Source organism: Chromohalobacter canadensis, assembly GCF_029544075.1.
In the GTDB taxonomy this organism is placed as follows: domain Bacteria; phylum Pseudomonadota; class Gammaproteobacteria; order Pseudomonadales; family Halomonadaceae; genus Chromohalobacter; species Chromohalobacter canadensis_A.
Genome location: NZ_JAJQJH010000010.1, coordinates 24,674 through 38,328, shown reverse-complemented (window position 1 = coordinate 38,328; position 13,655 = coordinate 24,674). Strand labels below are relative to the sequence as shown.

Sequence of the window (13,655 nt, the reverse complement as noted above, 5' to 3'; positions counted from 1 at the left end):
TTCTCGTTCAGCATCTAAGGCTTTTTGGAGATGCCATGAAAGAACTTCCTGGAGCACTGCTTGGCATCATGGTTGGACTAGTCACGTGGTTAGTGGTCGGCAATGTGCTGGTGGGCGTCATTGCTGGCATCGCTGGCGGAATCGGGTGGGATCTATGGCGCCATCGGTAGAGGCGTCATGGATGGTTGCTTGGCGCTGAAACTTCTTGCGTGTGTAGCCAAAATGGCTTGGCAGAGATTGCCAAGCCATTTTGGAATGTTCATTCCACGCTGGGGTCGTCGTCCGCTTCGCCTGACTTGACCTCATTGTCGGACGCCTTCATTCGCTGACGCTCGGCTTCGGCGTGTTCCATGCTTTGGTAAAGCCCCAGGCTCACGCCCGTATCGCTATCGTAGACTTCATAACGGACGTCGTTCTCATCAGGGCCGGCGATTTTCCGTATCTCAATGGCGTCATGCAGCATATTGGCCTCACTGGAAGGGCGGTATCTGAACGTGGGACTCGTCATATCAACGAGTGTTCCAAGCAATCATCACCATGATGCTAACACAACGAAAAACCGCCGCTATGGTTGACCCATAAGCGGCGGTTTTTCTTGACAATCTTGGTCGGAGCGACTGGATTCGAACCAGCGACCTCTGCAACCCCATTGCAGCGCGCTACCAAGCTGCGCCACGCTCCGTTAACGTTCTTCCGGAAGGCTTTCAAACCGGTGCCGCCCGTGGAACGCTGCGTATACTACCTTGGCTTCCGGGAAATGAAAACCCTTGATAGCGCTTTTTTTTCAACTGCTTGCCAGTGCCCGGCGATGATGAATGTCCGTCGAAGAAAGGTATAAGGCAGTGGAGTGGCATGCCATGAGCTGGAGTGTACAGCGGCATAGGTTAGACGAAAGATGTAGGATGTGGCCGTTTCATGTGGAGATGACGCAATGCCTCTTATTGCGGGAATGAGTGTGCTGTTGGGGTGCCAGTTTCTCGGCGAGATCCTGGTGCATGGGCTTCAGCTTCCTGTGCCAGGGCCCGTCGTGGGCATGGTGGTGCTTTTGGTGGGATTGATGATCAATGGCCGCGTGCCTACGGGGCTACGTACGAGTGGTGAAGGGCTGCTGCGCTACTTGACCCTGCTCTTCGTGCCCGCGGGGGTGGGCATCATGGTGCATTTCGATCTAATCAAGGCGGACTTCTGGCCTATCACCGTCACGCTCGTGGTGTCGACCGCCTTGACCTTGGCCGTCACGGCAAAAGTAATGTCTTGGTTGACGCGGTCGATACCCAGAGATCCGCGCGACGAATGGCGGGAGGAGCGTCCATGAGCATGCCCGCTCCCGCGCTCGAGCAATTATGGGTATATCTCTCCGCCAGCCCGTTGTTGCACTTGCTGGTAACGTTTCTGGCCTTCATGGGGGCGAGTTACCTCAATCGTCTCCTGGGAGGCACGCCTTTCTTGCACCCGGTCGTGCTCACCATCGCGATAATCATTGCCTTTCTGACGCTGACGGGCACTGATTATGCGACGTATTTCGAGGGCGCCCAGTTCATCCATTTCCTCTTGGGACCCGCCACCGTTGCCTTGGCGATCCCACTATATGATTACCGGGAGCGTGTCAGGCGTATGCTGGTGCCGATATTGCTTAGCTGCGCCGCAGGCATCGTGACGGCGGTGACCTCGGCTGTGGGGGTCGCGATGCTCATGGGGGCCAGCCGCGAAACCGTGTTGACGCTATCGCCGAAGTCGGTGACATCACCCATCGCGATGGGAATCGCAGAGAAGCTGGGCGGCATTCCGTCACTGGCGGCGGGTCTGGTGCTGATCACGGGGTCTCTTGGATGTGCCTTGGGACCTATCATCTTCCGTCTTGTCAGGGTGCGCGATCCTAGTGTTCAAGGCTTTACTATGGGGGTGGCGGCTCATGGCTTCGGAACGGCCTATTCCTTTTCTTCGATCGGTGCAGTGGCGGGTGCCTTTGCGGGACTGGCGATGGGCCTGACGGGACTGCTGACGGCTTTCATCTTGCCACCTCTGGTGCATTTGTTCGGATTTTAATGTTTATACCGTTATCTTTTTCATGGCCTCTATTACGAACAACCATCGAAGAATCTGCCTAAAGCTAAAAAGCGGTAACCAAAATGGCAACGCCCGGTAAGGCGTTGCCATACGCCGACTTTCAATATGCCATGACCGCTTATCCTATGAAGTAGTCAAGCCCATAGAAGGCGAAGCAGGGATACGGTGATCAGCGTGATCAGTAGAGTGCCAACGATGTTGAGCAACAGTCCGGCACGTATCATCGATTGAATCTTCATGTGCCCCGTCGCGAACACGATAGCATTGGGTGGGGTCGCGACCGGCATCATGAAAGCACAGCTGGCGGCAATGGCGGCAGGGACCGTGATCAGCAACGGGTCCATGTCCAGCGAGATGGCGAGTGCACCTAGAAGCGGCAGGAAGGCCGCTGCCGTGGCCGTATTCGAGGTGACCTCAGTCAGGAAGATAATGACCAGCACGATGATGCCCACCAGCATCAATAACGGGAATACGCTGAAGATCGAAAGCTGTTGAGCGATCCATTCGGCCAGACCGGAGCTCTTGATCATTCCTGCCAACGCCAGCCCTCCGCCGAAGAGCAGCAGCACACCCCAGGGAAGCTCCTTGGCACTATCCCAGTCGAGCAGAGCGCCACGTGTCTTGTCTCGACTGGGGACGAGAAACAGCCCAATACCGGCAGCCAGGGCAATGGTGGTATCCGATAGCCAGTCGAGCCCAACCTGATTCAAAAGAGGGCGCAGCATCCAGGTGGCGGCAGCGATGAGAAAGATCAGGCCGACCCGGCGCTCGGCGGAGGTCATTGGGCCGAGCGATTCGAGTTCGCGTCGAATCATCTCCCCGCCATCGTTGCTTTGTTGCAAATCGAACCCTTTGTAAGTCAACCACCACCATGTCACGGCCATCATCACGATGCTGACCGGCAAGCCGATGGTCATCCATTGGGCGAAGCCGATATCGATACCTTCGCCGGAGAGATATCCCGCGAGCAAGGCATTGGGCGGGGTGCCGATGAGTGTGGCGACGCCGCCTATGCTGGCAGAATAAGCAATGGCGAGCAGCAGGGCGGTAGCGTAGCGCGAGACCTCACGTGAGTCGCCATCACCCAGCAAGCTGACGACGGACATGCCAATGGGCAGCATCATGATACTGGTGGCCGTATTGGAGACCCACATACTGATGAAGCCTGTAGCGATCATGAACCCCGCGATTTGCTGGCGTGGTTTCTGACCAACGATGCTGAGGACTTTCAAGGCGATACGCCGATGGAGGTTCCAGCGTTGCATCGCGATGCCCAACAAGAAGCCCCCCAGGAAGAGATAGATGATAGGGTCGGCGTAACTGGCTGCTACGGCATCGAGTTCATCGATGCCCAGTACGGGGGCCAGCACCATGGGCAGCAACGAGGTTGCGGGGATGGGAATGGCCTCGGTGGCCCACCAGGTAGCCATCAGCAATGCAAAGCCGACACATGCCCATGCCGGTGACGACATATCGGCTGGCGCAGGTACGGCCAGGCATAGGATGACCCATAGCGGCCCTAGCCATAGGCCGATTTGCGAAGCACTGAGGCCGCGCTTGTCATTAGTCTCTTCGCTCATGTATTGCCTCCTTGCGAGCGGCACAATGATTAATTGGCTTACGATGCTTGTAATGCTACTAAAGTATTAATGCTTGGTGGCTTAGTCATTGGTCTAAGCACGTTTGTGCGGCCTTGCCTACATGGCTTGTTGCAACGTGGCAAGCTCGGTAATGTCCGCGCTCGTTGCCGATTAACTAAACGTATTTGATTGAGGTGCGAGCATGTCCGTAGCGGTGGGCTGGAGTTTGGTGGTGTTGGCGGTGCTGGTCGTCGCTGGTTTGGTGGGATATGCATGGCGATTATGGCGAGAAGTGCAGCGCCGTGAGGCGGCACAGCGTGAGGAAATAGCGCGGGCTCACCGTAATTGTCTCGAGAGCCTCGAGGCGATCGCGACGGCTATGCAGGGGGATCAAGTGGACCTGGTGGAGGGGGCGCTCCGCTGTAAGGTGCTGCTTGATATCATCGATCCCGCGTTGCTCGAGCGCGAGGATTTCAAGGTCTTTGCCGAGATTTATCGGCGCACGGAGCATCTGCACACGCATTCTTCGCGCCAGGATTTGTCGGCCAAGCAACGCTTTGCGGAGGATCGCGAGCGTATCGCGCTGCAAGAAGAGCGCTATGCGGGGCTCCACGAGGCGGCGCGGCAGGTTCTGGTGTTCAAACGCGAATGGCCGACAGGCGCGCAGTGAACCATGACGTAGGAGAAGGGCATGGAAGATCGGTTTATGTCGCTTGATCCGACTGAAATTCGCCACCGTTTGCATGCTGAGCCAGAGTTGTCGGGACAAGAGGTCGCGACAGCGCGGCGCATCGCCGAATGGCTTGAGGAAGCGGGAGCGACACGTATCGTGACAAGCTTGGGAGGGCATGGCGTAGCGGGGATTTTCGCCGCCGAGTGCCCCGGGCCGCGGGTGATGTTTCGTGCCGAGCTCGATGCGCTTCCCATTGGCGAGACTGCGGAGGTGGCATGGCGGTCGAAGTGCGAGCATGTGGCACACAGTTGCGGCCATGATGGCCATATGGCGACATTGCTTGGGCTTGCGCAACGCTTGTCGAAAAATCCACCAGCGTATGGCGAAACGGTGCTGCTGTTTCAGCCCTCCGAGGAGACGGGCCGAGGCGCTCGGGGTGTCGTCGAGTCGTCACGTTTTGAGGAAATCGCTCCCGATCATATTTTCGCACTGCATAACTTGCCAGGTGAGCCGTTAGGTGAGGTCTCAGTAAGGTCAGGGGCATTCACGTGCGCCTCGCGAGGGTTGATCGTGCGTCTCAATGGGGTGTGCACGCATGCGGCCCATCCCGAGCAGGGCCGTAATCCGGCCTTGGCAATGTGCCGGATTCTGCAGGGATTGAAGCGTCTGCCGCAGCAATTGCCAGACGATCAAGGGCTGGTCATGGTGACGCTGATTCATGCGCGTCTGGGGGAAGTGGCCTTTGGCACGTCGCCGGGGCAGGCCGAGGTGATGGCCACCTTGCGTACCGAAGACGACGCGATGATGCGTGCCCTGGCGGAAGCGGCAGTATCGCTGGCCCGGGTCGAGGCCGAAGAGGACGATCTAGGAATCGAAATCGATTGGTGCGATGTCTTTCAGGCGACTCACAATCATCCACGCGCCGTCGAGGCGATACGTGAGGAAGTAGAGGCCTTGGCGTTACCGCTGCGTGAGTTGTCTGCGGCGCATCGCTGGTCGGAAGACTTTGGATGGCTTGCCGCGCAAGGCGAGGGGGCGTTATTGACCTTGGGTAGTGGCGAGCAATGCCATCCTTTGCATCATCCCAGCTACGATTTTCCGGACGCCATGCTGACTCCAGGCATCGACTTGTTCGAACGCTTGGTTAGACGCTACCAGGGGAGCGCGTGATAGTTGTACAAAAATGAGACATCAGGGGGGCATTCGTTCATTTGGGTTTGCATCAATTCCGATAATGCATAATGATGAAGGGGAACTCATCGGTAGAAGCGCTGGTGAAGGGTAAAGCACTGGCTAAACGAAAGGCTTTGTGCTTTCTTTTTTGATGAGGGAAGGGTGAAAAGTCTTTCTCCCACCGGGAACCGCTTCTATACTCGGACCCCGCTGGGTAACGTCCCGTTACGACTAGCGCTGTGTTAAGAAGGAGTCTTACATATGAAAAAATCTACGACTGGCTTGCTGCTCGGTTCCGCGATGATGGTCGGCCTTTCAGGCTGTGCTACTTCGGGTTCTCAGTCCATGTCCCATTCCGATGATCAAGCATGGTACAAGTCACCCTTTGTCTGTGGTTTGGCTGGTGGCTTGATCGGTGGTGGCATTGGCTATGCATCGAGCAGTGACTCGGACGAAGATACCGGTGCTGCCCTTGGTGGCGTCGGCGGTGCGACAGCAGGGGCTTTGCTATGCGCTGATTATTCCGACAAGGTAGTGGACAGTGACGGTGATGGCGTTCCCGATGACCGTGATCAGTGCCCCAACACGCCGGCTGGCGTTGCGGTAGACGCCCAAGGTTGCCCGCTTGATAGTGACGGCGATGGCGTTCCGGACTACAAAGACGAATGCCCGGGAACACCGGCAGGTGTCGACGTCAATGCTCGGGGCTGCCCGCTTGATAGCGACGGTGATGGCGTCCCGGATTATCAGGATCAGTGCCCCAACACACCGGCAGGCGAAGAAGTCAATGCGCTAGGCTGCCCGGCAGATTTGGTGCTGCATGATGTGAACTTCGAGTTCGACTCCGCCACGCTCACCAGCGATGCGGAAAACATTCTCGATGGCGTTGCCGAGAAACTGGCTGCCAACGAGAGTGTGAATGTCCGCCTGGAAGGGTATACCGATTCCATCGGTAGCGCTTCCTATAACAAGGATCTTTCTCAGCGTCGTGCCGACTCTGTGAAGGAGTACTTGGTTTCCAAGGGCGTGGATGGCGACAACATCACGACCATGGGTTATGGCGAGCAGGATCCGATCGCCACCAACGAGACGGCTGAAGGCCGTGCTGAAAACCGTCGCGTTGAGATGGGCGAGCAAGAATAACGATTGCTCAGTTCATGATCGAAGAAAGGGGCGCCTTCGGGCGCCTCTTTTTATTTGTGCCACTGGCACGACTAGACGGCATTCCGCGGGCTTGCTAGTGTGCGCAATTCATCGTTTCATGCGTTTGTGCTGCCTTCCAGTCTCAGTCGTGGGGTTGCAAGCGTATGACACGCAAGGGAAAGGAAGTAGGCCGATAGCTTTCCCTCATTGCTTTTCATCTTCATCGTTTCATGTGGTCCCTGGTATGGGCCACCACTGAATATAAGGGATTTTGCATGCCCATCGTGACCCTGCCTGATGGCAGTCAGAAAACTTTCGATTCACCCTTGACCGTCATGCAGCTTGCCGAATCTATCGGCACGGGGCTTGCCAAGGCCTGTGTGGCGGGAAAGATAGATGGCGTTGCCGTCGATGCGGCCGATCTAATCGAGCGTGACGCCGAGGTCAGCATCCTGACGGCGAGCGATCATGAAGGGGTGGAGATTATCCGCCATTCCTGCGCCCACCTCCTGGGGCACGCCGTCAAGCAGCTTTATCCCGACGCTAAAATGGCGATTGGGCCGGTCGTGGACGATGGGTTTTATTACGATATCGATTTCGGCCAGTCAATCTCGCCGGACGACCTCGACGCGCTGGAAAAACGTATGAAGGTGCTTATCGAGCGTGAATACGATGTCGTTCGTGAGTACGTGTCGAAAGAGCAGGCTCTGGCGACTTTCGCTGAACGCGCTGAGCCGTACAAGCAAGAAATCGTCGAAGGCATCGCCGATGGTGAGACCGTTCGTCTCTATCATCATGAAGAATACATCGATATGTGCCGTGGGCCGCATGTCCCGAATACGCGGCACCTGAAAGCTTTCAAACTTACTAAACTGGCGGGCGCCTATTGGCGGGGGGATGCCACCAAGCCAATGCTGACGCGCATATACGGGACGGCGTGGCCGGACAAGAAGGCCTTGAAGACTTACCTCCAGCGCTTGGAGGAAGCCGAGAAGCGCGATCACCGTAAGCTGGCCCGCAAGCTCGATTTCTTTCACATGCAAGAAGAAGCGCCGGGCATGGTATTCTGGCACCCGCGAGGCTGGACGCTCTGGCAGACTGTCGAACAATACATGCGCAAGGTCTACCAGGACAGTGGGTATCAGGAAATCCGGTGTCCGCAGATCATGGATGTTTCGCTGTGGCAGAAGTCCGGCCACTGGGACAATTACGCCGACAACATGTTCTTCACCGAATCGGAAAAGCGCGAGTATGCGCTCAAGCCGATGAACTGCCCTGGGCATGTGCAAGTCTTCAATTCCGGCCTGCGCAGCTATCGCGAGCTTCCGGTGCGTTATGGCGAGTTCGGTGGCTGCCATCGCAACGAGCCTTCAGGCGCCTTGCATGGCATCATGCGTGTCCGCGCTTTTACCCAGGACGATGGCCATGTGTTCTGCACCGAAGCGCAAGTCGAGTCTGAAGTGACGGCCTTTCATCGCCAGGCTTTGGAAGTCTATCGTGATTTTGGCTTCGATGAGATCGCCGTCAAAATTGCGTTACGTCCCGAGAAGCGTCTGGGAAGCGACGAGAATTGGGATCGAGCGGAAGAGGCGTTGCGTACCGCTTTGGGTCGCTGTGACGTGCAGTGGGAAGAACTTCCCGGTGAAGGGGCTTTCTACGGGCCTAAAATCGAATATCATATGCGTGATTGCCTGGGGCGTGAGTGGCAGGTGGGCACGATGCAGGTCGATTTCATGATGCCGACCCGCCTGGGGGCACAGTATGTGGCCGAAGACGGGTCTCGTCAGGCGCCGGTCATGCTGCATCGCGCCATCGTGGGGTCAATGGAACGTTTCATTGGCATTCTCATCGAACACTATGCGGGGGCTATGCCGTTGTGGCTGTCACCTCTGCAAACAGTGGTCCTGAATATCACGGATGCCCAGCGCGATCACGCCGAGTCGGTATCGCTGCGTTTGCAGAAACTCGGTCTGCGTGTCAAGACAGACTTGAGGAATGAGAAGATCGGCTTTAAAATTCGCGAACATACGTTGCAGAAGGTCCCCTATCTCCTTGTGGTTGGAGATAAGGAAGTCGAGGCCGACTCGGTAGCTGTGCGTACGCGCGGCGGCGAAGACCTAGGCAGCATGACGGTGGACGCTTTCATCGACAAGGTGAAGGCCGAGCGGTAATAGCGACATCTTCCAAGGCAAAAGTGGAGACGGAACCATCAAGAGAAGCAACCCAAGAGGGCGTCCACAGGAAAAGCGCCCACCAATGAACGAGCGGATTACCGAAGATCAAGTTCGCTTGATCGCCAGCGACGGTGAACAGCTTGGTATCGTGCCAACCAGCGATGCCTTGGAGCGTGCCGAAGCAGAAGGTATGGACCTCGTACAGATTTCCAATGCCGATCCGATCGTTTGTAAGATCATGGATTACGGCAAATTCATCTTCGAGCAGAAAAAGCAAAAAGCGGCTCAGAAGAAGAAAACCAAGCAGATCCAGGTCAAGGAAGTCAAATTCCGGCCCGGTACTGACGAGGGCGATTATCAGGTGAAGTTGAAAAACCTGATTCGTTTCCTCGAAGCGGGCGACAAAGGTAAGGTCACGCTACGTTTTCGAGGTCGTGAGATGGCGCACCAGGACATCGGCCGCAAGCTGATGGAACGGATCGCGGCTGACCTCGAAGACATGGCATCTGTCGAGTCTTTCCCTAAGATGGAAGGCCGTCAAATGATCATGATCTTGGCGCCCAAAAAGAAGTGATCCGTTGGCGGTTGAACGGGCAGTCGGCACCGCCGACTGCCGGCCCCGGGTTTTCTGAAGAAACCGAGTGGAGTTTTCCCTCATGCCTAAAATCAAGAGTAACAGTGGCGCTGCGAAGCGCTTCAAGAAGACTGCCCATGGCTTCAAGCACAAGCAGTCTTTCCGCAGTCACATCCTGACCAAGAAGTCGACCAAGCGTAAGCGTCAGCTGCGCGGCATGAAGCAGATTCATGATGCCGACAAGCACCTGGTTCAACGCATGCTGCCGAACCTCTAAGTACTTGTATTCAAAAGTACAGGTTGTCGATTTTAAAAGTCAGGAGTAAGCCATGACTCGTGTTAAGCGTGGTGTCGTCGCTCGTCGTCGGCACAAGAAGATTCTGAAGCAGGCCAAAGGCTATTACGGCGCGCGCTCTCGCGTATTCCGCGTTGCCAAACAGGCGGTCATCAAGGCAGGTCAGTACGCCTATCGTGACCGTCGTCAGCGCAAGCGTCAGTTCCGTGCGCTATGGATCGCGCGTATCAACGCGGCATCTCGTGCTAACGGTCTGTCCTATAGCCGCTTCATTGCCGGTCTGAAGAAGTCCGGCATCGAGATCGACCGCAAGGTACTGGCCGATCTCGCTGTCCATGAAAAGTCTGCCTTTGCCGCGATCGTCGACAAGGCCAAGGCTGCTCAGTAATGGCCGGATGAGATATTCTTATGAGTGTCTCATCATGCGCATGAAGCCGCAGGGGGAGAGCAGCCGCTCTTCCCCTGTTTTTTTGTCTGGGCCATCCCCTTATATGCGATGGTCTATCATGGGCACTTAGCATCGGAGCTAGACGGATGGACCACCTCCCACAACTGGTCGCCGAGGCTCGCGCCGCCATCGAGGGCGCGCAGGATGTCCAGGCGCTCGACGAGGTTCGAGTGCATTTTCTGGGCAAGAAGGGTGAGATTACCGCGCTTCTCAAAGGTCTTGGTCAACTGCCGCCAGAGGAGCGCCCTAAAGCGGGTGAGCGGATCAACGAGGCCAAGCAGATATTATCGGATGAGCTTGAGTCGCGTAAGCAAACGCTTAAGGATGCCGAGCTCGATGCGCGTTTGGCACGAGAGCGCATCGACGTGACTCTACCTGGCCGTGGCGAGACGACGGGCGGCTTGCACCCGGTTACGCGTACGCTTGAGCGTATCGAATCGTTATTCGCGCATATTGGGTTCGATGTGGCCGTGGGCCCCGAAATCGAAGACGATTATCATAATTTCGAAGCGCTCAATATTCCTGCGCATCACCCGGCGCGGGGCATGGCCGACACCTTCTATTTCGATGCTTCGCGATTGTTGCGCACGCACACGTCACCGGTTCAGGTGCGTACCATGAAGGAGCAAGCGCCGCCGATCCGCATCGTCTGCCCGGGGCGCGTGTATCGTAGCGACTCCGATCTCACGCATACGCCGATGTTCCACCAGGTGGAAGGTTTGTTGGTCGATGAAGGCGTCAGCTTTGCTGATCTCAAGGGCACTATCGAAGACTTCCTCAAGGCTTTCTTCGAGCGTGAGACGCTTTCTGTCCGCTTTCGACCATCCTATTTCCCATTCACCGAGCCCTCCGCCGAAGTCGATATTCAGTGCGTGATGTGTGGTGGTGAAGGCTGTCGCGTCTGTTCCCATAGCGGCTGGTTGGAAGTCATGGGCTGCGGCATGGTTCATCCCGAAGTCTTTCGGCATTCAGGGATCGATGCCGAGCGTTATACGGGGTTCGCCTTCGGTATGGGGGCCGAGCGATTGACCATGTTGCGGTATGGCGTCAATGACCTGCGGCTATTTTTCGAGAACGACTTGCGCTTCTTGCGCCAGTTCGGCTGATCTGCGACTAGGACACAGGAAGAAACATGAGATTTTCCGAAACATGGTTGCGCGATTGGGTGTCGCCCGAACTCACGACGCAGGCGCTTGCAGACCGGATTACGATGGCCGGGCTAGAAGTCGATGCCATCGAGGCAGTAGCGGGCGACTTCGAAGGTGTCGTCGTCGCCGAGGTGGTCGCTAAAGAGCCTCATCCCAGTGCCGACAAGCTCAATGTCTGCCAGGTCAATGATGGTGGCGATGAACCGGTACAAGTCGTGTGTGGCGCTCCCAACGTGGCGGTCGGGCAGAAGGTGCCTTTCGCTCGGGTGAATGCAACGCTTCCCGGCGATTTCAAGATCAAGAAAGCCAAGCTGCGTGGTGTGGAATCGCGAGGCATGATTTGCTCGGCCTCTGAGCTCGAATTGGAAGAAGGTACCTCGGCGGGCATTTTGGTGTTGTCCGGCGAGGCGCCCATTGGCGTGTCCCTGCGCGACTGGCTGGCGCTGGACGATCATGCCATCGAGGTGGATCTGACGCCTAACCGTGGCGATTGCTTGAGTCTCAAGGGCATAGCGCGTGAAGTGGGTGTGTTGAGCCGTCTACCGATAACGGTGCCGGATGCCAACATGGTCCCGGCGGTGCATCAAGCGTCGTTTCCGGTACGTGTCGAGTCGCCAGCGAAATGTCCGCGTTATGCAGGGCGCATCATCCGTGGCGTCGATGTCTCGGTGAGCACACCGCTATGGATGTCTGAGCGCCTGCGTCGCAGCGGTGTTCGCACGATCGACCCGATCGTCGATGTCACCAATTACGTGATGCTGGAATTCGGGCAGCCGATGCATGCCTTCGACTTGGCAAACTTGAATGACGCCATCGTGGTCCGCGAAGCGCAAGATGGGGAACGCTTGACGTTGCTCGATGGCCAGGAAATTGCCTTGCGCGAGGGCACTCTGGTGATCGCCGACGAAAAGCAACCGTTGGCGATTGCCGGGGTAATGGGTGGTGAGTCTTCCGGCGTCAATGCCTCGACGCAGGATATTTTCCTGGAGTCGGCGTTCTTTTCGCCACTGGCGGTGGCGGGACAGGCGCGTTCTTATGGCCTGCATACCGATGCGTCACACCGTTTCGAGCGCGGCGTCGACCCGCAATTGGCGCAAGTCGCCATCGAGCGGGCCACGCAGCTACTGTTGAGCATCGTCGGGGGAGAGCCGGGCCCCGTGACCGACGTCATGAGCCCCGATCATTTGCCGCTGGGGCATGAAGTGGTCTTGCGTCGCGAGCGTCTCGATCAGTGCTTGGCCCTGGTCATGGCCGGTGACGATGTCGTTGACATCCTGTCGCGCCTTGGTATGCGCGTCGACGCCATCGACTCAGGTTGGCGGGTGGCGGTGCCTAGCTGGCGTTTCGATATCGCGCTGGAGGAAGATCTCATCGAGGAGCTGGCGCGTATTCATGGATATGACCGGGTCCCTGTGCGACGCCCTTCCGCACGTCTGAAATTAAGTGCCTCCAACGAATCGAGCCAGCCGCTGGCGCGTCTGCGTCGACACTTGGTGGCACGCGGTTATCAGGAAGCGATTACCTATAGCTTCGTCGCGCCCGAGCTGCAAGAGGCGTTGACCCCGGGGGCGGTGGCGCCTTATCTGGCCAACCCTATTTCGTCCGATATGTCGGTCATGCGGGCGAGCTTGCTACCTGGGCTGGTCAAGGCGTTGAGTCACAACCTCAACCGTCAGCAAGCACGTATCCGGCTGTTTGAAACTGGGCTCGTGTTCCGTGGTGAGCTGGATGATCTCGAGCAGGTTGCGATGCTCGGGGGCATCGTGTGTGGGCCGCGACAACCAGAAGGGTGGTCTTCTTCTCGCGAGGGCGTCGACTTCTTCGATCTCAAGGGGGATCTGGAAAGTCTGATGGCGTTGACTCAGCAGCCTGATGCATGGCGTTTCGATGCCGGCGAGCATCCGGGGCTTCATCCCGGTCAGACGGCTCGGATTCTGTGTAACGATCGCCATGTGGGCTGGGTCGGTGCCTTACATCCCGGGGTGCGTGCTAGTTTGGGTATCAAGACCAATGCCTTTGTATTCGAACTGGAGTTGGAGGCGCTGACTCAGGGGAACCTACCGACCTTCGCTCCTTTGTCACGGCATCCGGATGTGCGTCGCGATCTGGCGTTGGTCGTGAGTGACGATGTGCCGGTCATGGCCTTGATGGATGCCATGCGCGAGCAGGCCGGGGAATGGCTGGTCGACATGCGACTTTTCGACGTTTACCAAGGCGAGGGAATCGAAAAAGGCCACAAGAGTCTTGCCTTGGGCTTGACCTGGCAGCATCCTTCGCGCACGCTGAATGACGATGAAATCAATCAGTTAGTCGATGCCATCGTCGGCGAGGCGAAAATGCGCTTCGCGGCGGTCTTGAGGAGTTAATCCCATTAGCCGTT

General features: G+C 57.1%; 14 protein-coding genes and 1 tRNA gene. 12 read left to right on the top strand and 3 right to left on the bottom strand.

Going from position 1 to position 13,655, the window contains the following annotated elements; genetic code table 11:
• Window positions 1-35 precede the first annotated feature (35 nt).
• The gene (locus LUN51_RS12490; protein WP_277811514.1) at window positions 36-170 is read left to right on the top strand and encodes a hypothetical protein; all 135 of its coding nucleotides are present in this window, start codon (window positions 36-38) and stop codon (window positions 168-170) included.
• A gap of 89 nt (window positions 171-259) precedes the next feature.
• On the opposite strand, the gene LUN51_RS12485 is transcribed toward LUN51_RS12490, so the two are convergent.
• Window positions 260-463 carry a hypothetical protein gene (locus tag LUN51_RS12485; protein ID WP_277811513.1) on the bottom strand — a complete coding sequence of 68 codons (204 nt, stop codon included), beginning with the start codon at window positions 461-463 and terminating at the stop codon, window positions 260-262.
• A gap of 142 nt (window positions 464-605) precedes the next feature.
• Window positions 606-682 (bottom strand) — tRNA-Pro (locus tag LUN51_RS12480).
• Between the two features lie 249 nt (window positions 683-931).
• On the opposite strand from LUN51_RS12480, the gene LUN51_RS12475 reads away from it, so the two are divergent.
• Together LUN51_RS12475 and LUN51_RS12470 are read left to right on the top strand one after the other, a co-directional pair.
• Window positions 932-1,315, top strand: a complete 384-nt coding sequence (locus LUN51_RS12475) for a CidA/LrgA family protein (protein WP_277811512.1) — start codon at window positions 932-934, stop codon at window positions 1,313-1,315.
• 2 nt (window positions 1,316-1,317) lie between these two features.
• On the top strand, window positions 1,318-2,046 hold the full coding sequence (locus LUN51_RS12470; RefSeq protein ID WP_277811580.1) for an LrgB family protein: 729 nt from the start codon (window positions 1,318-1,320) through the stop codon (window positions 2,044-2,046).
• Between the two features lie 155 nt (window positions 2,047-2,201).
• Here LUN51_RS12470 and LUN51_RS12465 read toward each other — a convergent pair whose 3' ends face one another.
• A complete protein-coding gene (locus tag LUN51_RS12465) occupies window positions 2,202-3,647 on the bottom strand; it encodes an SLC13 family permease (RefSeq protein WP_277811511.1) in 1,446 nt (481 codons plus the stop codon).
• Between the two features lie 202 nt (window positions 3,648-3,849).
• On the opposite strand from LUN51_RS12465, the gene LUN51_RS12460 reads away from it, so the two are divergent.
• The 9 genes from LUN51_RS12460 to pheT all read left to right on the top strand — a co-directional run bounded on the left by LUN51_RS12460 (window position 3,850) and on the right by pheT (window position 13,641).
• Window positions 3,850-4,317, top strand: a complete 468-nt coding sequence (locus tag LUN51_RS12460) for a DUF2489 domain-containing protein (protein ID WP_246942340.1) — start codon at window positions 3,850-3,852, stop codon at window positions 4,315-4,317.
• 21 nt (window positions 4,318-4,338) lie between these two features.
• Window positions 4,339-5,490: an amidohydrolase gene (locus LUN51_RS12455; protein ID WP_246942338.1), complete on the top strand. Its 1,152-nt coding sequence runs from the start codon at window positions 4,339-4,341 to the stop codon at window positions 5,488-5,490.
• Between the two features lie 264 nt (window positions 5,491-5,754).
• Window positions 5,755-6,636 (top strand): OmpA family protein, encoded by an 882-nt coding sequence (locus LUN51_RS12450; protein WP_277811510.1) that lies wholly within the window; start codon window positions 5,755-5,757, stop codon window positions 6,634-6,636.
• A 275-nt stretch (window positions 6,637-6,911) separates the two neighbouring features.
• On the top strand, window positions 6,912-8,807 hold the full coding sequence (thrS, locus tag LUN51_RS12445; RefSeq protein ID WP_277811509.1) for a threonine--tRNA ligase: 1,896 nt from the start codon (window positions 6,912-6,914) through the stop codon (window positions 8,805-8,807).
• Between the two features lie 7 nt (window positions 8,808-8,814).
• Window positions 8,815-9,384, top strand: a complete 570-nt coding sequence (gene infC, locus LUN51_RS12440; RefSeq protein ID WP_075368739.1) for a translation initiation factor IF-3 — start codon at window positions 8,815-8,817, stop codon at window positions 9,382-9,384.
• A gap of 82 nt (window positions 9,385-9,466) precedes the next feature.
• A complete protein-coding gene (gene rpmI, locus LUN51_RS12435) occupies window positions 9,467-9,661 on the top strand; it encodes a 50S ribosomal protein L35 (RefSeq protein ID WP_097023764.1) in 195 nt (64 codons plus the stop codon).
• Window positions 9,662-9,713: 52 nt separating this feature from the next.
• Window positions 9,714-10,067 carry a 50S ribosomal protein L20 gene (gene rplT, locus LUN51_RS12430; protein WP_040243460.1) on the top strand — a complete coding sequence of 118 codons (354 nt, stop codon included), beginning with the start codon at window positions 9,714-9,716 and terminating at the stop codon, window positions 10,065-10,067.
• A 146-nt stretch (window positions 10,068-10,213) separates the two neighbouring features.
• Window positions 10,214-11,233: a phenylalanine--tRNA ligase subunit alpha gene (gene pheS, locus LUN51_RS12425; protein ID WP_246894590.1), complete on the top strand. Its 1,020-nt coding sequence runs from the start codon at window positions 10,214-10,216 to the stop codon at window positions 11,231-11,233.
• Window positions 11,234-11,259: 26 nt separating this feature from the next.
• Window positions 11,260-13,641, top strand: coding sequence for a phenylalanine--tRNA ligase subunit beta (gene pheT / locus LUN51_RS12420; RefSeq protein ID WP_246894591.1), 2,382 nt, complete (start codon window positions 11,260-11,262; stop codon window positions 13,639-13,641).
• Window positions 13,642-13,655 lie beyond the last annotated feature (14 nt).